General features: G+C 65.7%; 22 protein-coding genes and 1 pseudogene. 22 read left to right on the top strand and 1 reads right to left on the bottom strand.

The annotated features are described in order from the left end of the window. Positions 1 to 80 precede the first annotated feature (80 nt). The 7 genes from dnaK to NT151_13415 all read left to right on the top strand — a co-directional run bounded on the left by dnaK (position 81) and on the right by NT151_13415 (position 7,498). Complete coding sequence (gene dnaK, locus NT151_13445) at positions 81 to 2,021, top strand: molecular chaperone DnaK (protein MCX6539919.1); 1,941 nt, start codon at positions 81 to 83, stop codon at positions 2,019 to 2,021. 17 nt (positions 2,022 to 2,038) lie between these two features. Then, positions 2,039 to 3,148 carry a J domain-containing protein gene (locus NT151_13440; protein MCX6539918.1) on the top strand — a complete coding sequence of 370 codons (1,110 nt, stop codon included), beginning with the start codon at positions 2,039 to 2,041 and terminating at the stop codon, positions 3,146 to 3,148. Between the two features lie 36 nt (positions 3,149 to 3,184). Further along, entirely contained in the window at positions 3,185 to 3,622 is a 438-nt protein-coding gene (locus tag NT151_13435; protein MCX6539917.1) for a helix-turn-helix transcriptional regulator, read from the top strand. A 124-nt stretch (positions 3,623 to 3,746) separates the two neighbouring features. Beyond that, complete coding sequence (locus NT151_13430; protein ID MCX6539916.1) at positions 3,747 to 4,589, top strand: ATP-binding protein; 843 nt, start codon at positions 3,747 to 3,749, stop codon at positions 4,587 to 4,589. A 12-nt stretch (positions 4,590 to 4,601) separates the two neighbouring features. Then, a complete protein-coding gene (gene hemW, locus NT151_13425; GenBank protein ID MCX6539915.1) occupies positions 4,602 to 5,744 on the top strand; it encodes a radical SAM family heme chaperone HemW in 1,143 nt (380 codons plus the stop codon). A 67-nt stretch (positions 5,745 to 5,811) separates the two neighbouring features. Next, positions 5,812 to 6,333 carry a hypothetical protein gene (locus NT151_13420; GenBank protein MCX6539914.1) on the top strand — a complete coding sequence of 174 codons (522 nt, stop codon included), beginning with the start codon at positions 5,812 to 5,814 and terminating at the stop codon, positions 6,331 to 6,333. 631 nt (positions 6,334 to 6,964) lie between these two features. Further along, positions 6,965 to 7,498, top strand: a complete 534-nt coding sequence (locus NT151_13415; protein ID MCX6539913.1) for a hypothetical protein — start codon at positions 6,965 to 6,967, stop codon at positions 7,496 to 7,498. A 54-nt stretch (positions 7,499 to 7,552) separates the two neighbouring features. On the opposite strand, the gene NT151_13410 is transcribed toward NT151_13415, so the two are convergent. Continuing rightward, positions 7,553 to 8,041, bottom strand: coding sequence for a hypothetical protein (locus NT151_13410; GenBank protein MCX6539912.1), 489 nt, complete (start codon positions 8,039 to 8,041; stop codon positions 7,553 to 7,555). 76 nt (positions 8,042 to 8,117) lie between these two features. On the opposite strand from NT151_13410, the gene NT151_13405 reads away from it, so the two are divergent. The 15 genes and pseudogenes from NT151_13405 (at position 8,118) to NT151_13335 (ending at position 19,263) form a co-directional block, all read left to right on the top strand. After that, entirely contained in the window at positions 8,118 to 8,792 is a 675-nt protein-coding gene (locus NT151_13405) for a hypothetical protein (GenBank protein ID MCX6539911.1), read from the top strand. 13 nt (positions 8,793 to 8,805) lie between these two features. Next, positions 8,806 to 9,954 (top strand): acyl-CoA dehydrogenase family protein, encoded by a 1,149-nt coding sequence (locus NT151_13400; GenBank protein MCX6539910.1) that lies wholly within the window; start codon positions 8,806 to 8,808, stop codon positions 9,952 to 9,954. Positions 9,955 to 9,959: 5 nt separating this feature from the next. Next, a pseudogene (gene meaB / locus NT151_13395) lies at positions 9,960 to 10,922 on the top strand (methylmalonyl Co-A mutase-associated GTPase MeaB). Further along, positions 10,902 to 11,342 (top strand): methylmalonyl-CoA epimerase, encoded by a 441-nt coding sequence (gene mce / locus NT151_13390; protein MCX6539909.1) that lies wholly within the window; start codon positions 10,902 to 10,904, stop codon positions 11,340 to 11,342. The pseudogene meaB and the gene mce overlap by 21 nt, the downstream one beginning before the upstream one ends. 3 nt (positions 11,343 to 11,345) lie before the next feature. Next, positions 11,346 to 12,212 carry an S-methyl-5'-thioadenosine phosphorylase gene (gene mtnP, locus NT151_13385; protein ID MCX6539908.1) on the top strand — a complete coding sequence of 289 codons (867 nt, stop codon included), beginning with the start codon at positions 11,346 to 11,348 and terminating at the stop codon, positions 12,210 to 12,212. Further along, positions 12,209 to 13,156: a carbohydrate kinase family protein gene (locus NT151_13380; protein MCX6539907.1), complete on the top strand. Its 948-nt coding sequence runs from the start codon at positions 12,209 to 12,211 to the stop codon at positions 13,154 to 13,156. The genes mtnP and NT151_13380 overlap by 4 nt, the downstream gene beginning before the upstream one ends. Before the next feature lie 4 nt (positions 13,157 to 13,160). Continuing rightward, positions 13,161 to 13,676, top strand: a complete 516-nt coding sequence (locus NT151_13375) for a DUF2085 domain-containing protein (GenBank protein ID MCX6539906.1) — start codon at positions 13,161 to 13,163, stop codon at positions 13,674 to 13,676. 5 nt (positions 13,677 to 13,681) lie between these two features. Then, positions 13,682 to 14,089, top strand: coding sequence for a hypothetical protein (locus NT151_13370; GenBank protein MCX6539905.1), 408 nt, complete (start codon positions 13,682 to 13,684; stop codon positions 14,087 to 14,089). A 7-nt stretch (positions 14,090 to 14,096) separates the two neighbouring features. After that, on the top strand, positions 14,097 to 14,276 hold the full coding sequence (locus tag NT151_13365) for a hypothetical protein (GenBank protein MCX6539904.1): 180 nt from the start codon (positions 14,097 to 14,099) through the stop codon (positions 14,274 to 14,276). Positions 14,277 to 14,289: 13 nt separating this feature from the next. Continuing rightward, entirely contained in the window at positions 14,290 to 14,742 is a 453-nt protein-coding gene (locus tag NT151_13360; GenBank protein MCX6539903.1) for a VanZ family protein, read from the top strand. Further along, positions 14,732 to 15,514, top strand: coding sequence for an enoyl-CoA hydratase-related protein (locus NT151_13355; GenBank protein MCX6539902.1), 783 nt, complete (start codon positions 14,732 to 14,734; stop codon positions 15,512 to 15,514). Before NT151_13360 ends, NT151_13355 begins: the two co-directional genes overlap by 11 nt. Before the next feature lie 72 nt (positions 15,515 to 15,586). After that, entirely contained in the window at positions 15,587 to 16,075 is a 489-nt protein-coding gene (gene ribH / locus NT151_13350; protein ID MCX6539901.1) for a 6,7-dimethyl-8-ribityllumazine synthase, read from the top strand. Beyond that, positions 16,072 to 16,536: a transcription antitermination factor NusB gene (gene nusB, locus NT151_13345; GenBank protein MCX6539900.1), complete on the top strand. Its 465-nt coding sequence runs from the start codon at positions 16,072 to 16,074 to the stop codon at positions 16,534 to 16,536. The genes ribH and nusB overlap by 4 nt, the downstream gene beginning before the upstream one ends. Further along, a complete protein-coding gene (gene lysS, locus NT151_13340; protein ID MCX6539899.1) occupies positions 16,529 to 18,037 on the top strand; it encodes a lysine--tRNA ligase in 1,509 nt (502 codons plus the stop codon). The genes nusB and lysS overlap by 8 nt, the downstream gene beginning before the upstream one ends. Beyond that, positions 18,034 to 19,263 carry an ABC transporter permease gene (locus NT151_13335; protein ID MCX6539898.1) on the top strand — a complete coding sequence of 410 codons (1,230 nt, stop codon included), beginning with the start codon at positions 18,034 to 18,036 and terminating at the stop codon, positions 19,261 to 19,263. Before lysS ends, NT151_13335 begins: the two co-directional genes overlap by 4 nt. The last annotated feature ends 3 nt before the right edge of the window (positions 19,264 to 19,266 follow it).

Here is a 19,266-nt window from a genome sequence, read left to right as displayed (position 1 = left end):
TGACACGCCAACGCTAAGATTTTATGATTATGAATACCTAACATGTGGAGCCAAGCTTTGCTTGGAACCCTGAGGGTTCTATCCCTCAATCTCAGGCCGAGGATATCAACATGAGCAAGATTATCGGAATCGATCTCGGGACCACCAACTCCGTCGTCGCTGTCATGGAAGGCGGGGAGCCAGTCGTCATCACGAACCCCGAAGGCGGCAGGCTGACGCCAAGCGTCGTCGGGTTCAGCAAGACCGGCGAGCGCCTCGTCGGGCAGGTCGCCAAGCGGCAGGCCGTGACCAACCCGGAGAACACCGTGTTCTCGATCAAGCGGTTCATGGGACGACGCTTCGAGGAAGTCAGTGAAGAAATGAAGATGGTGCCGTTCCGCGTGGTGCGCGACGGGGACCACGTGGTCGTGCAGGTGCAGGCCTCTGGCAAGGAGGAGCGCTTCGCGCCGGCGCAGGTGTCGGCCATGGTGCTGCAGAAGCTGAAGCAGGCAGCCGAGGAGTATCTGGGTCAGCCGGTTACCCAGGCCGTCATCACCGTCCCGGCGTACTTCAACGACGCGCAGCGTCAGGCCACCAAGGAGGCAGGTGCGATTGCCGGCCTCGAGGTGATGCGCATCGTCAACGAGCCCACGGCGGCGGCGCTGGCCTACGGGCTCGACAAGAAGAAGGACGAGACGATCGCGGTGTACGACTTCGGCGGTGGCACCTTCGACATCTCGATCCTGGAAGTCGGCGAGGGCGTGGTCGAAGTGAAGTCGACCAACGGCGACACGCATCTTGGCGGCGACAATCTCGACCAGCGCATCATCGAGTGGGTGGCGGCCGAATTCAGAAGGAGCGACGGGATCGACCTGACGAAAGACCGAATGGCGCTGCAGCGGCTCCGCGAGGCCGCCGAGAAGGCCAAGATGGAACTGTCGACCGTGATGGAGAGCGAAATCAACCTGCCCTTCATCACCGCCGATGCGACAGGCCCCAAGCACCTGCAGATGAAGCTCACCCGGGCGAAGTTCGAGCAGTTGGTCGAAGACCTGCTGCAGAAGACGGTTGGACCGGCCAAGCAGGCATTGGCCGACGCCGGGGTGCAGCCGTCGCAGATTGACGAGGTGGTGCTGGTTGGCGGGTCCACCCGCATTCCGCGCGTGCAGCAGATCGTGCGCGACGTGTTCGGCAAGGAGCCGCACAAGGGCGTCAATCCTGACGAGGTGGTCGCGGTGGGCGCGGCCATCCAGGCTGGCGTGCTGGCCGGCGAGGTGAAGGACCTGCTCCTGCTCGACGTCACGCCGCTGTCGCTGGGCATTGAAACGCTGGGCGGCGTGATGACGACGCTGATTCCGCGCAACACGACGATTCCGACGCGCAAGAGCGAGGTGTTCTCCACCGCGGCCGACAGTCAGTCGAGCGTCGAGGTTCACGTGCTGCAGGGGGAGCGGCCGATGGCGCGCGACAACCGCACGCTCGGGCGGTTCCACCTCGACGGCATTCCGCTCGCGCCGCGCGGTGTTCCGCAGATCGAAGTCACCTTCGATATCGACGCCAACGGCATGGTCAACGCGTCGGCCAAGGACAAGGGCACGGGCAAGGAACAGAAGATCACGATTACCTCGTCGAGCGGCTTGAGCAAAGACGAGGTCGATCGCATGATGCGCGAGGCCGAGGCGAACGCCGCCGAGGACAAGAAGCGCAAAGAGGAGATCGAGTCGCGCAATCAGGCGGACCAGGCGGTGTACGCGGCTGAGAAGATGCTCAAGGAGACCGGCGACAAGATCAGCGCCTCCGACAAGCAGCCCGTTGAATCCGCGATGGATGAGGTGAAGAAGGCGCTCGAGAAAAACGACGCAGCCGCCATCAAGAGCGCGATGGAGCGGCTGACCAGCGCGCAGCACAAGCTCGCCGAGGTGCTCTACAAGCAGGCGGCACCGGGGACCGGGCCGACCTCAGACGGCGGGGCGGCGCCGGGGCCTGAACCGCCGAAGAGCGACGTCATCGATGCCGAAGTCGTGGATGACGGGAAGAAATAAGGGTCGGTTCCGGTGTGATGGACTTGTACGAACTGCTCGGCGTGCCGCCGACCGCTGGTCTTGACGAGATCAAGCGGGCGTACCGGCGGCTGGCGCGCCGGTACCACCCGGACATCAATCCGGGGGACCGGACGGCGGTGGCGCACTTCCGGGCCGTCGCCGACGCGTACGAGGTGCTGACCGATCCGGACCGCCGACGGGAATACGACCTGCTCGGCAGCGCGGGGGTCGTGCTCGAGTCGGCGGCGACGTTCGGGTTCGATGGGTTTGATTTCTCGGTGCACGCGGCGGACGGTTCGGCGGCGTCGACGTTTGGCGATCTGTTCGCCGATGTGATCCACGACGCCGTGAGCGGCTCGGCTGAGACGCCGACGCCGGGCGCGGACTTGTATCTGACTGTGTCGATCGGGTTCGAGGAGGCGGTCCGGGGCGCCGAGAAGGCCCTGACCGTCGTCCGCCGCGACGTGTGTCGCGGCTGTCGGGGCCGCGGCGTACAACCCGTGGCCGAAGCGACGTGCTCCTCGTGCCGGGGCGCGGGCACGGTTCGCACGGCCCGCGGCCACATGATGTTCACGAAGACCTGCGGCCGGTGCGGGGGAAGCGGTCTGCTTCGTCATGCCACCTGCGGCGGGTGCAATGGCCTGGGCGTCGAATCGCGCAGCGAGACCACGACGCTGACGATTCCGCCTGGGGTGAGCCCGGGCGAGCAGATGCGCGTGCCGGGCCTGGGGCACGCGGGCACGCGCGGCGCCGCGCCTGGTGACCTGTGTGTGACCGTGCAGGTGGCGCCGCACCCGGTGTTCAGGCGTGAGGGCGACGACCTGTTTGTGACGGTTCCGGTGGCGGTGCACGAGGCGGCGTTGGGCGCCCGCTTTGACATTCCGACCCTCGACGGGCCGGCGCGGCTGCGGGTGCCCCCGGGCAGCCAATCGGGACAGCGGTTCCGGCTTCGCGACCGGGGCGTGCCGGGGCTTCGCACAGGCCGGCGCGGCGATCTGATCGTGGAAATCAGGATCGTGCTGCCGTCGGTGCTGGATCAGCGGTCGAGAGAACTGCTGCACGAATTCGGGCTTGTCAATATCGAGGATGTTCGCGCGGGCCTCTGGCGTGACGCGTCAGCGTCGTAGCCCAGGCAATCGGATCGCGGATGAAGGGAGACGACGATGGCCACCAGGAAGAGCTTCGGCGCCGGCAAGGCCTATTACATGATCAGCGCGGTGGCCCAGAAGTACAGCATTCATCCACAGACGCTGCGGTTGTACGAGCGGGAAGGCCTCCTCAAGCCGTCGCGCACCGACGGCAACACCCGCCTGTATTCGGATGACGATCTTCAGCGCCTCGAGACCATCCTGTCGCTGACGCGCGACCTGGGCGTGAACCTGGCCGGCGTCGAGATCATCCTCAACATGCGGCAGAAGATGGAGGACATGCAACACGAGGTCAACGAGTTCATGGAGTACGTCAAGCGCGAACTCGCCCGCGGCCTTGGCGATTGGGAACAGCGGCTCAATACCGCCCTCGTGCGTTCGACGCCTGCCGATATCGTGCGCAGCGCGACGGTGTCGCCGGCTGCCGCGCCTGCTGTCAAGCCCGGCGAGTAAGAAGCAAACCTTACGGAGCAGGAACGGCAAACGAATCGTCCGCAGATCTTGTAGTATTGTTCTCTTGCTTCTGGCTTCCTGATTCTTGCTTCTGACCACCGGCGCCGTGTGTGACTGATCCCGGATGAGCTGCCCTGTTTGCGACGGTACCGGCTGGAAGATGGTGGAACGCGACGGCGTGCGGCGCGCGACGCGCTGCGACTGCTGGCGCGATCAGATGACATCGCGTCTGTTTGCCGACGCGCGCATTCCCCGACGGTATCAGCACTGTGATCTCGGAAATTTCCGGGCGTACAACGAGTCGCTCAGCCGCGCGAGGACCCTGGCCGTCAAGCTGGCCGAGGCGTTTCCGGTGGTCGATCGGGGCTTGTTTCTTGAGGGCCCGCCCGGCGTCGGCAAGACCCACCTCGCCGTGGCCGTGCTGCGCCAGATCGTGGCGACGCGTGGGGCGAGAGGCCTGTATTACGACACGCGCGACCTGCTGCGCGTGATCCGCAGCACATACGATCCGGTGGTGCGCACCACCGAGATCGAAGTGCTGCGCCCGGTGATGACCGCCGAACTGCTGGTGCTTGACGATCTGGGCGCCGAGAAGACCTCGGAGTGGGTTGAAGAGACCCTCTCGCTCATCGTCAATACGCGCTATAACGAGCGGCGGGCCACCATCTTCACGTCGAACTACGAGGCCCAGCCCGACGATACCGACCCGAATTCGCTGCTCTGCCGGATTGGCTTCCGGATGTACTCGCGGCTGCACGAGATGTGCGAGTTCGTGGCGCTCGATGCCGCCGATTACCGCGACGAGGGCGCAGAGTACAGCGACGAGGATCTGGTCGCGAAGTGGAAGCTGAAGCGCCAGGGCAAGAGAGGTCGCGTGGCGGCCGTCCGTCCGACGCCTGCCCGGGCGCAGTTGCGCGATTCGAAAGCCGACCTCAAATGGCCCGGCGGCCGAGCCGGGACGTCCTAGCCTCGGGCCGCGATGGCGCCGCTCGGTCTCTACATCCACGTGCCGTTCTGCAGCCGCATCTGCAAGTACTGCAACTTCAACCGCGGCCTCCTCGACGACCCGCTCAAAGCCCGGTACGTCGCAGCCGTGCGGGCACACATCGAGCGCGTGGCGGGCAGCATCCCTCATGCGGCACCGCGGGCAGCCGACACGATCTACTTCGGCGGCGGCACCCCGTCGCTGCTCACGCCGGCCGAGATCGCGGCCATCATCGACAGCTGTCGGCAGGCCTTCGACGTCGCGGCTGACGCGGAAGTCACGATGGAAGTGAATCCCGAAACAGCCTCACCGGAGGCGTTGTCGGGATTTCGCGACGCTGGCGTCAATCGCCTGAGCATCGGCGTGCAGTCGTTTCGAGACGATGAGCTGATGCGGCTGGGACGGATCCACGACCAGGCGCGCGCGCGCCGTGCGGTCGGCGACGCCAGGACAGCCGGGTTCGACAACGTGAGCATCGACCTGATGATGTGGCTGCCAGGGCAGAGCCTCGCCGACTGGAGACAGTCGATCGAGGGGCTCGTCTCCGTGGCGCCGGACCATGCGTCTCTGTATATGCTCGAGTTGTATCCCAACGCCCCCTTGCATGAGGAGATGGCCCGCGCGCATGTGTCACAGGCGCCGGATGATGACGCAGCCGATATGTACGAGCTGGCCATGGAGATGGCGGGGGCGGTGGGGCTCGCGCAGTATGAGATCTCGAATGTCGCGCGGCCGGGGTATGAGTCGACACACAATCTGAAGTACTGGATGGACGGCGAGTGGTTCGGGTTCGGTCCCGGCGCGCATTCCACCGTCGGTGGAGTCCGCTGGAAGGCCGTGTCGGCGACCGAGCAGTTCGTCTCCGCCATCGAAGCCGGGTCCGACGTCCAAACAGATCGGCGGGTGCTCTCGCCCGAGGATCGCTGGCAGGAAGCCCTCATCACCGGCCTCCGGTTGGTGGAGGGCGTGGGGGTCGACGACCTGCTCCGGAAATACGGACTTGATATCTGGGCCAGATATGGCGATCATCTTCAGCCATATCTGGAGGCGGGCCTCCTTCGGCACGAGGAGGGTCGACTTTATCTCAGCCGGCAGGGGATGTTGCTGGCCAACGAGGTACTTGCGGTTTTCATCTAGGCGGGCGGTACGCTACAGTATCCTGACTCGCACGTTACAACACGCCTATCGCCAAGGAGGCTCAGAAATGCTCTCGACGTGGATGCCACGTGCTGCCGGATGGCGGCGCATTGTAGTTGGATTGGCGCTGACCCTGGCCGCCCTGGCGGTTTCGGTTGGCGTAGCGCAGGCCCAGACGGCGGCCGCACCGCAGGCTCCGGCCGCACCGGCCCAGGCTGCACCGCCGGCCACCCGAGTGTTCACGGGAGACGTCGGCCTCATCGTGAACATCGTCAAGGGTGACAAGACGGCCGAGTTTGAGGGACTGGTCGCTAAGCTGAAGGATGTGTTGACCAAGAGTGACAAGCCAGAGCGAAAGGCTCAGGCGGCAGGCTGGCGTGTCCTTAAGTCGCCAGAGGTACGCACCGATGGTACTGTTGTGTATGCGTTCCTCATTGACCCTGTCGTGAAGGATGCCGACTACACGATGTCGAAGATTCTCTATGAAGGTCTCCCTACCGAGACGCAAGCGATCTACGATTCGATCAAGAATTGCTTGGCCGGAGTCCAATACCTGAACTATCAACTGGTGGGCAACTTCGGAAAGTAGTCAGCACGTTTTCCGTTTAGCCGAATTGTTGGGAGTGGGCGCTGCCCTTTGGGTTCAGCGCCCGCTCCCATTTTCTGTAGGTCGTGCGTCTTCCGGTTCCCGCCTCAGATATTGATAAGGCCAACCGGTCATCTTGACTTGCCAGCGACAGCTCGCTCCTCGAGCCTACCGTCGCGATCGGATCCGGGACTGGAATAGCCCCGCCGTTCAGCTCCCCCGGGAATTGCCCCAACGTTTTCGATACGGAAGGGTTGCGCCATGCGTCGACTTGTCAACCCGCGCGTCAGATGGCGGGGACGTTGAACCAGGTTCTACTGGTCGACGACGGTTCTCTCCACGACGTCGTCGTTCAGCCCGCTGTGCTCCGCCCGCTCCTTCACCCGAAAACGGCCGCGCCCCCTTGCGAGACGTTCGCATCGTGCCGATGGTGCTTTAGGGTGGCCTTCCGAGCCGTACCTTCCTGTTCGCAGACAGATCGGGTTTGGGAGTGACCAGGCGTCCGATAACCCCCACGGGGCGCGCGCGAGGGAACCGCCCGTGATGGATTCAGCTATCATGGTCGCATGCGGACGCGCATCGCGCCCGTCAGATGGAGGTCAAACTGATGAGGGCTGCACCAGGGATCATTGGGATGCTGGTGGCCGTGTCTTGGTGCACGTCGGCCGCCCTGAAACCCGTGCAGGCGGCTGCCGCCCAGCAGGCCGTGGTCGCAACGCCGAAGGCGGCTGCCGCCCCGCAGGCCGCGGCAGCACCGGCCCAGGCTGCGGCGTCGGCCGCCCGAGTGTTCACCGGCGATGTTGGCATGATGTTCAACGTGATCAAGCCTGATAGAGCTGAGGACTTTGAAAAGGTCATTGCAAACCTGAAGGACGCACTTGCCGCGAGCAAAGACCCGGTGCACAAGGCGATGGCCAAGGGTTGGCGCGTCTACAAGAGTACTGAGCCGATTGCGAGCGGCAACATTCTCTACGTCTTCGTGATCGACCCGGTTGTGAAGGGTGCCGACTACAGCCCGTCGAAGATCCTGAATGACGTCTTCCCGGAAAAAGTCCAAGAGCTATTCAAGATCTACAGCGCATCGTTCGCAGGCGGCGTGACGCTACAGAACCACAAACTAGTTGCCGACATGAAGCCTGTTGACCCGAAGCCCCCCGACAAGAAGTAGACGTCCGGCCGACGGGGCGCTGCAAGGCGCCCCGTCACGGCTTTCTCCCCGACATCAGAACTTGAAGTTGACTCCCGCGTAGATGCGCTGGCGGGTCGACGCGTCGGCGTGCATCGGGTTCCTGAGCGTGATGATGCGATAGTCGACCCGTACGCCGAGCGGACCGGCTAAGCCAATCGTGACCCCGCCCCCCACGCAGGCGGTCGTGTTCGTGTTGGTCTGCGTGCCCAGCGTCTGGCGGTACAGGCCCACGCCCACCGCCCCGTAAAACTGAATCCGCCCGGTCGGCGTCCGCACAAGGGCGCTGATCGTGCCGGTCGAGAGCCCGGGCGTCGCCGTCGCCACGTCCTCCGGCCCGTTCGCGTACTCGAGCTCGACGCCCACCACAATCAGCGTGCCTCCCGCCGCGACGCCACGCACCGTTTGCGGGACCGCCGTCCTGAGTGATCCGAGAAAGGCCGTGATGTCGGCCTGGGCGAGAGACGGCAGGAGCACCATCGCCCCAACCCCGAGAACAACAGTAGTCGCGCGTCGGAAGGTCATCGCGGTGCACTCCTTGACCGGTGGTAATATTGGCCCTGGGGACAGAATACCAGACCGAATCCTTCGGGGGGAAGACATGGCGATCAGGCGAACATCATCCATCTGGCTGGCACTGGCTTTCGTGGTCGCAGCGGGTGCGGCCATCGCAGCCGACACCATGGTCATGCGCAACGGTGATCAGGTGCGCGGGCAATTGGTCGCGATCCGGAACGGTGAGGTCGAATTCCGGGAGGAGCGCGGATTTAACTCGCGGACCATCCGCGTGAATCTGCGCGAGGTTCAGCGGATCGATTTCGACGACGAGCTTGGGAACCGCGGCAATCGACCCGATGAAACCCGCGGTCCCCAGCCCCAGGATACCCGCCGCGATCCGAACGACGGTCCGGCCCCCGGCATGCGCGAGCATCAGGTCGTCGTCTCGGCCAATGTGCCTTGGGTCGACGCCGGTATCGAGGTGCGTGACGGCCAGCGGATCTTCTTCAGGGCGGTCGGGCAGGTGACGTGGGGCAAGGGGCGGAAGGACGGACCCGAAGGCGAGAAGAACTCGCCGTTCAATGCCGGCCGCCCGATCCCGAATCGGCCCGGCGCGGGGCTGATCGGCAAGGTCGGCGAACGCTCGAGCGACCCGTTCTTCATTGGCGACGAGCAGGGGGCCATCCGCGTGCGGGGGACCGGCCGGCTGTTCCTGGGGATCAATGATGACAATCTCCGAGACAACACCGGGAACTGGCGCGTGACGATTTACTACTAGGGTTCCAGATCCGATGGACTTCCGCCCAACCGACCAGCAGAACCTGTTACGGCGCGTCGTTCGCGAGTTCGCCGAGACCGAAATCCGACCGTACGTCCGCGAGTGGGACGAGGCGCAGGCGTTTCCCCGATCGCTCGTGGCGAAGATGGCGGCGCTTGGTCTGATGGGGATCCAGTTCCCCGAGGAATACGGCGGGGCGGCGATGTCCGCGATTGACTACTGCATCTGCGTCGAAGAACTGGCGCGCATTGATCCCGCCGTGTCGCTGTCGGTCGCGGCCCACAACGGACTCTGCTCCGCGCACATCGCGATGTTCGGCACCGAGGCACAGAAGCAGCAGTACCTCGTGCCGCTGGCGAAGGGCGAGTGGATTGGCGCCTGGGCGCTGACCGAGCCGACGGCGGGATCGGACGCGGCCCGACTCAGGACAACCGCGGTGCGCGACGGCGCGGGCTGGGTGATCAATGGCGCCAAAGCCTTCATCACCCACGGCAGCATCGGCGAAGTGTGCGTCGTCATGGCCATCACCAACAAGGCGAAAGGCCCGCACGGCATCTCGGCCTTCATCGTCGAGCGCGGGAACCCTGGGATGGCCGCGGGCCGGCACGAGGACAAGCTCGGGATGCGCGCCAGCGACACCAGCGAGCTGATCTTCCGCGACTGCCGCGTGGGCGCCGAGGCGCTGCTGGGGGCCGAGAACGCCGGCTTCATCAACACGCTGCAGGTGCTTGACGCCGGGCGCATCGGCATCGCCGCCCTGGCGGTCGGCCTGGCGCAGGGCGCGTACGAGACCGCACGGCGCTATGCGCTCGAACGCGTGCAGTTCGGCCAGCCGATCGCATCGTTCCAGGCGATTCAGTGGAAACTGGTGGACCTGGCCACACGCATCGAAGCCGCAAGACTGCTCACCTACCGGGCGGCCTACCTGAAGGACAAGGGTGTGCGCACGTCGCGCGAGTCGGCCATGGCCAAGCTGATGTCGAGCGAGGTGGCCGTCCGGGCGTCGGAAGAGTGTGTCCAGATTCATGGTGGCTACGGATTCGTGAAGGACTATCCAGCCGAGAAATTCTTCCGCGATGTGAAACTGACGACGATTGGCGAAGGCACCAGCGAGATCCAGCGGCTCGTGATCGCCCGGCAGTTGCTGGCGGCGTCGGCCTGACCCCGATGAGCGAGTTGACGACGTCAGGGAAGCCGCGTCGGTTGAGTGAGTGCGTCCTCGAGGGCGAGCCGCGCGCCATCGCGCGCGCCATTTCCCTGATCGAAGATGACGCGCCGCAGGCCGCGGAGCTCGTGCGCGCCTTGTTTCCTCATACCGGCGGCGCGTATCTGGTCGGCATCACGGGGCCGCCGGGCGCCGGCAAGAGCACGCTGGTGGACCGGCTGACGGCCCAACTCCGCCAGGGCGACGAGACGGTTGGCGTGATTGCCGTCGATCCCACCAGTCCCTACACCGGCGGCGCCATCCTCGGCGATCGCGTGCGCATGCAGGCCCACGCCGGGGACGCCGGCGTGTTCATCCGGAGCATGGCCACACGCGGCCAGCTGGGCGGGCTCGCACGGGCGACCCACGAAGCCGCGCAGGTGCTCGATGCGGCAGGCTACGACTGGGTCATCATCGAAACGGTCGGCGTCGGCCAGGACGAAGTGGATATTGTCCGCACCGCGGACATTTCTATCGTGACACTGGTGCCTGGCGCCGGCGACGACGTGCAGGCCCTGAAGGCCGGCATCATGGAAATCGCCGACGTGTTCGTCGTCAACAAGACGGATCGCGAGGGCGCCGACCGCCTGGTGGCGTCGATCGAGTCGATGCTGGCGATCGAGGAGTTCGGGCCCGACCAGTGGCGGCCGCCCGTCGTGCGGACCCAGGCCACCACGGGCGCGGGCGTTGCCGAACTGGCCGCGGCCATTGATGCCTTCCGGGCTCATTCGACCACCGAGCACATGTCCCGGCGGCGCGTGCGGGACGAGTTTCGATTGCGAGAGCTGCTCGCGAGCCGCTTCATGGATCACGTCGAAGCCGAGGTGTTTCGATCAGGCGAACTCGCGGCGACGCTTGATCAGATCGCCGAACGCACGCTGGATCCGTACTCGGCCGCGGCCGGGATTCTCGGCAGGGCGCTTGGCCGGGGCGAATCGCGGCCGATCACGCTGGACCACATCGGCATCGCCGTCCGGGAGATCGCCGAGGCGATCGCGTTCTACCGCGATGCACTTGGGCTCGAGGTCGTCTCGACCGAAGAGGTTGCCGCCGAGCGCGTGCGCGCCCACTTCGTGCCGGTGGGGGAGTCGTCGCTCGAATTGCTGGAGGCGACGACCGCGGACTCGCCGATTGCGAAGTTCGTCGAGAAGCGCGGACCCGGCGTGCACCACATCACGTTGCGGGTCGACGACATCCGCGCGGCGCTGGCGCGCCTCAAGGCACGCGGCGTCCGGCTGATCGACAACGAGCCGCGCACCGGCGCCGAGGGCGCGCTGGTGGCCTTCATCCATCCCTCGAGCGCCCACGGGGTGCTCGTCGAACTCACACAGGTCGTGAAGGACTGACGCATGGCTATCGAGATTGGCATCATCGGAGGCAGTGGCCTGTACGACATGGCCGACCTCACCCAGCGTGAGGACGTGACGCTGACGACGCCGTTTGGGGCACCGTCTGGGCCGTACGTCACCGCGATGCTGCACGGCCGGCGCGTGGCGTTTCTCGCGCGTCACGGGGCCGGGCATCGCATCCTGCCGTCCGAACTCAACTTCCGCGCCAACATCTTCGGGTTCAAGTTGCTCGGGGTCGAGCGCATCCTCTCGGCCAGCGCCGTGGGCAGTCTGCGCGAGGACTACAAGCCGCTCGACATCGTCATTCCGGACCAGTTCCTCGATCGCACCAGTGGCCGCATCAGCACGTTTTTCGGACGCGGGCTGGCCGCCCACGTCGGGTTCGCCCATCCGGTCTGCGGCGAACTGGGCCGCCTGGTCTGCCATGCCGCGACGTCGGTCGGCGCGACCGTTCACGCCCGCGGCACCTACGTGTGCATGGAGGGGCCGCAGTTCTCGACGCTGGCCGAGTCGACGCTCTATCGCTCGTGGGGGATGGACATCATCGGGATGACGAACCTGCAGGAGGCCAAGCTCGCGCGCGAGGCCGAGATCTGCTACTCGACGATCGCGCTGGTGACCGACTACGACTGCTGGCACCAGGATCACGATTCGGTGAGCGTCGAGATGATCATCAGCAATCTGACGCAGAACGCGGCCATGGCGCAGACGATCATCGCCGAGACGGTCGGGCACATGCCGGCGAAACGGACATGCGCGTGCGGTCGAGCTCTCGAGACCGCCATCATCACAAGGCCGGAGCACATCCCGGCTCAGACAAAGCGGGAACTGGCTCCCATCATCGGCAGGTACATCACAGCATCATGAACATCATCGTCACTGGTTCGATCGCGTACGACTACCTGATGTCGTTTCCCGGCAGCTTCACCGAGCACCTGTTACCCGATCACCTCCATCGCGTGAGCTTGAGCTTCCTGGTCGACACGATGGACAAGCGCCGCGGCGGGTGCGCGCCCAATATCGCGTACTCGCTGGCGCTGCTGGGCGAGCGGCCTCGGCTTATGGGGACGGCCGGGCAGGATTTTGGCGAATACCGCACGTGGCTCGAGGCGGCCGGCGTGGATACGTCGCTGGTGAAGGAGATCGAGGGCAAGTTCACCGCCTCGTTCTTTTGCAGCACCGATCATCACGGCAATCAAATCGCCTTGTTCTATACCGGCGCGATGGCCCATGCCGCCGAACTGTCGATCGCCAGGGCGGGGGGAGGCGATCTCGTGATCATCTCGCCCAACGATCCGACCGCCATGGTCAATTACGCGGAGGAGTGCCGGGCGATTGGCGTGCCGTACATCTTCGACCCAAGCCAGCAGGTGGCGCGGATGGCGGGCGACGAATTGAAGCGCGGTCTTACCGGCGCGCGCATCGTCATCTCGAACGACTACGAATTCGAGATCATCCGCGAGAAGACCGGGCTCGATGAGCAGGCGTTGCTCCAGCATGCCGACGCCGTGGTCGTGACGAAGGGGGAAAAGGGCGCCAGCGTGATGTTGCGCGATTCCGTGATTGACATCCCGGCCGTGCCTCCTGCGTGCATTGCCGACCCGACCGGCGTGGGCGACGCGTTCCGCGGCGGGTTCATGAAGGGGCTCGCCTCGGGCGCCGGCTACGATGTGTGCGGGCGGCTGGGCAGCGTGGCGGCAGCCTACGCGCTGGAGCACCTGGGCGGGTCCAGCCACCACTACACGTGGCCCGACTTCGTGGCCCGCTACCAAGCGAACTTCGGCCCGCTGCGCCTGCCGTCGCAAAGCTGAGGAGATGAACGGACGAGCCCTCGCGGCGGTCGGCCTGACCAGTCTCACTGTGGTGTGGGCTGCATGGCTGGTCGCGACTCCCGTGGTGGCGGCCGCCAGCCCGAGTGGTGCGACGCTGGTCGCCGTGGCGGCGACGTATCGGGCGGGCTCACTCATCTGTCACCAACACGCTGACCGATCCTTCCACGTTGGTGACGTGCAGACTCCCGTGTGTGCCCGCTGCGTAGGGCTGTACGGCGGTGCGGCGGTTGGCGCCATCATCGGGCTGGGCTGGATGCGCCGGCGATCGCGCCGCGCGGATGGATCGTCGGTGCTGCAGACGAACTTGCGCAGGGTCCTGCTGGGCGCGGCTGTCCCGACCGTCGCGCTGTGGGCGCTCGAACACATCGTCGGCCTCGACATCTCGAACGTCGTGCGATGTGCCGGCGCGGTGCCACTCGGGGCGGCGGTGGCCGGGTTCGTCGTGGCGTGGGTCGGCGGCGTGCCGTTCGACGACAACGCGGAGCGTGCGATACACTGACCATCATGGCGACTGGTTCGAAGGCGAAGTCTCAGGCCCCGGCGCGTCCCGCGAAACCCCTGTGGCTGATTTATCTCGTGTCGTGGCTGATTCCCGGCGGAGGCCACCTGTGGCTCGGCCGCCGGCAGAAGGGCGTCGCCTTCCTCATCGCGTTGCCAATGATGTTCGCGGTCGGGCTGGCGCTCGAGGGACGGTTGTTCCCGTTCGAGTTGTCCGAGCCGCTCGTGGCACTCGCGGCGATCGCCGATGTCGGTTCCGGCCTGCCGTACCTGGTCGCCCGGATGTTCGGACTTGGTCTCGGTCTGGCCAGTGCCGTGACGTACGAGTACGGAAACGCTTTTGTGATCACGGCCGGCCTGTTGAACGCGTTGGTCATCATCGACGCCCACGACATCGCGGTCGGCCGGAAGTAGCACACCCATGGCCATTCACAGTCACGTCTTGCTGATGGCGGTCTTCGCCGCGTTCGTGGCCCTGGTCGGCGGCGTGCTTATGCGGGACGCGCCGCGTGAGCAGGTTCGGGCCGGGGCGACTATTCTCGTGAGCCTGCTCGGCGCGGCGTTCGTCATCGGGTGGCTGCTGTACTTCCTTCCACTGTAGAGATTCCTCAGTCGTGTCCTCACCTGTACCGGAACACCTGCCCGTCGAACCGGGTCAGTCGTCTCGCGCCGTCGAGGAGCGCTGGCGCTGGTGGCGCTGGCTGGCCGTGGTCGGCTACCTGGGCGTGCTGTTCTTCCTGTCAGCGCAGTCGACGCTTCCAGTACTGCCCGGTGCCCCATCCGACAAGCTGGAGCATTTCACCGCCTATGGCGTGCTGTCGTTGCTCGTGGTCTGGGCGGTGGCCGCTGGCCAGTGGCGATCGGTCACGTGTCGGACCGTCATCATCGCCATCGTGATCTCGTCGGCCTACGGCTATTCGGACGAGTACCATCAGCTCTTCGTGCCCAATCGCTCGTACGACCTGATGGACTGGGCGGCCGACACCACCGGGGCCGCGCTGGCGGCGGGGCTGGCGTGGGCGTGGAGTATACTTTTGCGCGGGAGCAGTCGAATCCATGGCGTATGACTATCTGATCCTCGAGCGAGATGCCGGCGTGGCCATCGTGACGCTGAACCGGCCGGCCGTGCTGAACGCACTGAACATGGCGATGCTGCGCGATCTCGATCGCGCGATGACCGAGTTGCGCGACGACGACGGGGTCAGGGCGGTCGTTCTGACGGGGGCCGGCGAGAAAGCGTTCGTCGCCGGCGCCGACATCAAGGAACTGGCCGAATTGACGCCGGTTGCGGGCAAGGCCTACGCGGCAGCGGGGCAGCGCATCGTCGACCAGATTGAGCAGCTCGGCAAGCCGGTTGTGGCGGCCATCAACGGCTACGCGCTTGGCGGTGGATGCGAACTGGCGATGGCCTGTACGATCCGGCTGGCATCCGAGACGGCCAAGTTCGGTCAGCCCGAGGTCAAACTCGGCGTGATCCCTGGGTTTGGCGGGACGCAGCGATTGCCGCGCCTGGTCGGCAAGGGCCGCGCGATGGAACTGATTCTGACGGGCGCGACCATTGATGCGGCCGAAGCGTACCGCATCGGTCTCGTCAATCGCGTCGTGCCGGCGGCGGCGCTGATGACCGAGGCTCGGACGCTGGCTCAGGCGCTGGCGGCGAGCGCACCGGTCGCGCTTCGGCACGCCATGGAGGCCATGAATCGCGGCCTCGAGATGACGGTCGCCGATGGGTGCGTGCTCGAGGCGACACTGTTTGGCCTGGTGGCCTCGACCGACGACATGCGCGAGGGTACGCGGGCGTTTGTCGAGAAGCGGAAAGCCACCTTCACGGGACGGTAGCAGTCCGGGATGCAGCGCCGGTCGAATGCAGACGGACGTGCACCGCGGGCTGCCATGCGGAATCGGGACGCCATGGTGTTCAAGGGCACGACAGACGCACGGGATCTTCGCATCGCCATCGTGGCGTCGCGCTACAACGACTTCGTCACCGACCGCCTCCGGGAAGGTGCGATCGAAGCCTTGCGCGGCGCGGGCGCCGCCGACCACGACATTGACGTGCTCGACGTGCCTGGCGCGTACGAGATTCCGCAGGCCGCGCATATCGCCGCCCTCACGGGGCGCTACGACGCGGTCGTGTGTCTCGGCTGCCTGATTCGCGGTGAGACGCCGCACTTCGACTACATCTCGTCGTCTGTCGCGCACGGGATCATGCAGGCCTCGATGACGACCGGGGTGCCGATGAGTTTCGGCGTGCTGACGACCGAGTCTGCCGAGCAGGCCCTGGCGCGAGCCGTTCCGGGTACCGCGAACAAGGGCTGGGAAGCGGCGATCGCCGCCGTGGAAATGGCGACTCTACGACGGGCCGTTCGCGCGGCGTCGTCGGGCACGGCGTCGCGGTGAACACCGGGAGCCGGCACCGCGCGCGCGAATCGGCCTTCCAGATGCTCTATCAATGGGAGGTCGGCCGGACCGCACCCGAGACGGTCGCAGCCGACTACGAGACGATCGAGCAGGAGGGGGTCAAGCCGCTCACCCTGGCGAACCGCCGATTTGCCGAGTCGCTGGTGGCGGGCACCGTGGCGCACGTCGCGGAGATCGATGCGCTCATCGGCAGCCATGCCCAGCACTGGCGGATCGAACGCATCGCGATTGTCGATCGGCTGATTCTGAGGCTGGCCATCTTCGAACTGCTGCACGCGCCGGACACGCCGCCGAGCGTCGTGATAGACGAGGCGATTGAACTGGCGCGGACCTTCAGCGAAGAGGAGGCCCTGCGCTTCGTCAACGGCGTGCTCGACGCGGTGTACAAGAGCCTGCCAGAGGCAGCGCCCGTAGAGCCAGGCAGAACCCCGTATGTCTGACGACAACGAACTCATCCAGCAGCGCCGGGCCAACCTGGCGCAGATCCAGGAACTCGGAATCGAGATCTACCCGAGGTCGTTCGAGCGTACCGACACGATCGAGGCACTGGCCAACGCTCAGGGATCCCGCACGCACGACGATCTCGAGACATTACGGCCCGAGACGATTACCAGCGGCCGCATTCTCGCCATCCGGAGCTTTGGCAAGGCCAACTTCCTGGTGCTGACCGACGGCCGCGCCCGCATCCAGGCGTACATCCGGCAGGACGCGCTTCCGGAACGGGATTTCGCACTCTTCAAGTTGCTCGATTTCGGCGACTTCGTGGGTGTGGCAGGTCGGGTGTTCCGGACCAGGACCAACGAGTTGACGATCTGGGCCTCGCACATCGAATTCCTCGCCAAGTGCCTCCGGCCGCTGCCGGAGAAATGGCATGGGCTGCAGGACATCGAGATTCGCTACCGGCAGCGGTACCTGGACCTGATCGTCAACCCGGATTCGCGTCGCGTGTTCGAAGTCCGCAGCCGCGTGATGGCCGGGATCCGGCGCTTCCTCGATGGGCGCGGCTTCCTCGAAGTCGAGACACCGATGATGCAACCGATGGCCGGCGGCGCGCTCGCCCGGCCGTTTGTCACGCATCACAACGCGCTGGATATCGATCTCTACCTGCGCATCGCACCCGAGCTCTACCTCAAGCGTCTCACGGTGGGCGGCATCGAGCGGGTCTACGAGATCAACCGGAATTTCCGCAACGAGGGCATCTCCACCCAGCACAACCCCGAATTCACAATGCTGGAGTTCTACCAGGCCTACAGCGACTACCGTGAACTGATGGACATGACCGAGCAGCTCATCTCGACGGTCGCACGCGATGCGATCGGGGCCGACACCTGCACGTTCGGCGGCCATGAGATCTCGCTGGCGGCGCCGTACCGGCGCGTCTCGCTGCGCGAAGCGGTCCGGGAAGAGGCGTCGCGGCGGCTCGGTGAGGCGGTGGCCGAGGGGGACCTGCGCGACGGCGGCCGGGCCGCGAGCCTGGCCGAACGGCTCGGCATCCCGGTGACGCCGGGTGGCGGTCCCGGCAAGATCGCGACGGAGCTGTTCGAGGCCCTGTGCGAGAGTTCGCTCATCCAACCCACATTCGTCTACGACTTCCCGACCGAGGTGTCGCCGCTCTCGAAGCAGCGGGCCGATGACCCGGATACCGTCGAGCGGTTCGAGTTGTACATCGGGGCGTTCGAGGTCGCCAATGCGTTCAGCGAGCTCAACGACCCGGCCGAGCAGCGCCGGCGATTCGAACAGCAGCTTGCCGATCGGCAGCGAGGCGACGAGGAAGCGCATGGGATGGACGAGGACTACATCCGGGCGCTCGAGTTCGGGATGCCGCCGGCGGGCGGCGAGGGCATCGGCATCGATCGTCTCGTCATGGTGCTCACCGGGAGCCCGTCGATCCGCGACGTGATCCTCTTCCCGCAAATGCGTCCCCAGGCCTGCGCGACGTGACGCTGCCCTACGAGGTCCACATCGCGCTTCGGTATCTGCTGGCGCGTCGCAAGCAGGCGTTCATCTCCGTCATCTCCCTCGTGTCGACGCTTGGTGTCGTGGTCGGCGTCATGGCGCTCATCCTGGCGCTCGCGTTGATGACGGGGCTGCAGCAGGAGCTGCGCAGCCGCATCCTGGGGGCCACCGCCCACATCTTCGTCTACAAGCAGGGCGGGATCGTCGACTACCAGTCGGAAGCGGCGGCGCTCCTATCCGTGCCGCGCGTGACGGGAGCGGCGCCAGCGATCCTCGGCAAAGCGCTGATCTCCACCGGCCGCGGCGATGCGTTCATCACGCTCAAAGGGATCGATCCCGCGCTCGAGACCAGCGTCACCGACATCGCCAGCGCGATGAAGAGCGGGCGGCTCGACGCGCTGATCAGCAGCGCCGCCGACGAGCGTCCTGGGATCGTCATCGGGGCCGATCTGGCTCGCAGGCTTGGAGTGGTCGATGGCGATGAGGTGACGCTGCTGACGACGCAGGGCTCGCTCACGCCGATGGGGGTGTATCCCCGATCGCGGCGTGTGCGGGTGGTGGGACAGTTCTCGCTGGGCCTGTTCGAGTTCGATTCGGCGTACGGGTTTGTCAGCCTGCCGCTGGCTCGCCGGCTCCTGGACCGCGACACGATCGAGCTCATCGAACTGCGCGTGGACGACATCTACGCCGCCCCCGAGGTCGCCCGCGGGATCCGCGAGCAGTTGAACGCCAAGTACATCACGCAGACCTGGGCCGACCTGAATCAGGCGCTCTTCTCGGCGCTGTGGCTGGAGAAGATGGCCATCTCCATCACGATCGGCCTCATCGTCATGGTCGCCGCGCTCAACATCGTGGCGTCACTCGTGTTGCTGGTGATGGAGAAGAGCCCCGACATCGCTATTCTGAAGACGATGGGCGCGTCGGCGCGGAGCATCATGAGCATCTTCATGATCCAGGGGCTGTTGATTGGGACGGTGGGCACGCTGGTCGGCACGGTTGGCGGCTACGGGCTGGCGACGATCCTGGACCGGTACCGGCTGATTCACGTCCCGATTGACGTGTACCAGATCGCCTACATCCCGTTCGTGCTGCAGCCTATGGATCTCGCGGTGGTGGTCGGGTCGGCGATGGTCATCTGCTTTGTCGCCACGATTTATCCATCGCGGCAGGCCGCCAAGCTGGATCCGGCCGAGGCGCTGAGATTCGGATAGGCG

Source organism: Acidobacteriota bacterium, assembly GCA_026393675.1.
GTDB lineage: Bacteria > Acidobacteriota > Vicinamibacteria > Vicinamibacterales > JAKQTR01 > JBAXOX01.
This window is presented reverse-complemented; position numbering and strand designations above follow the sequence as displayed.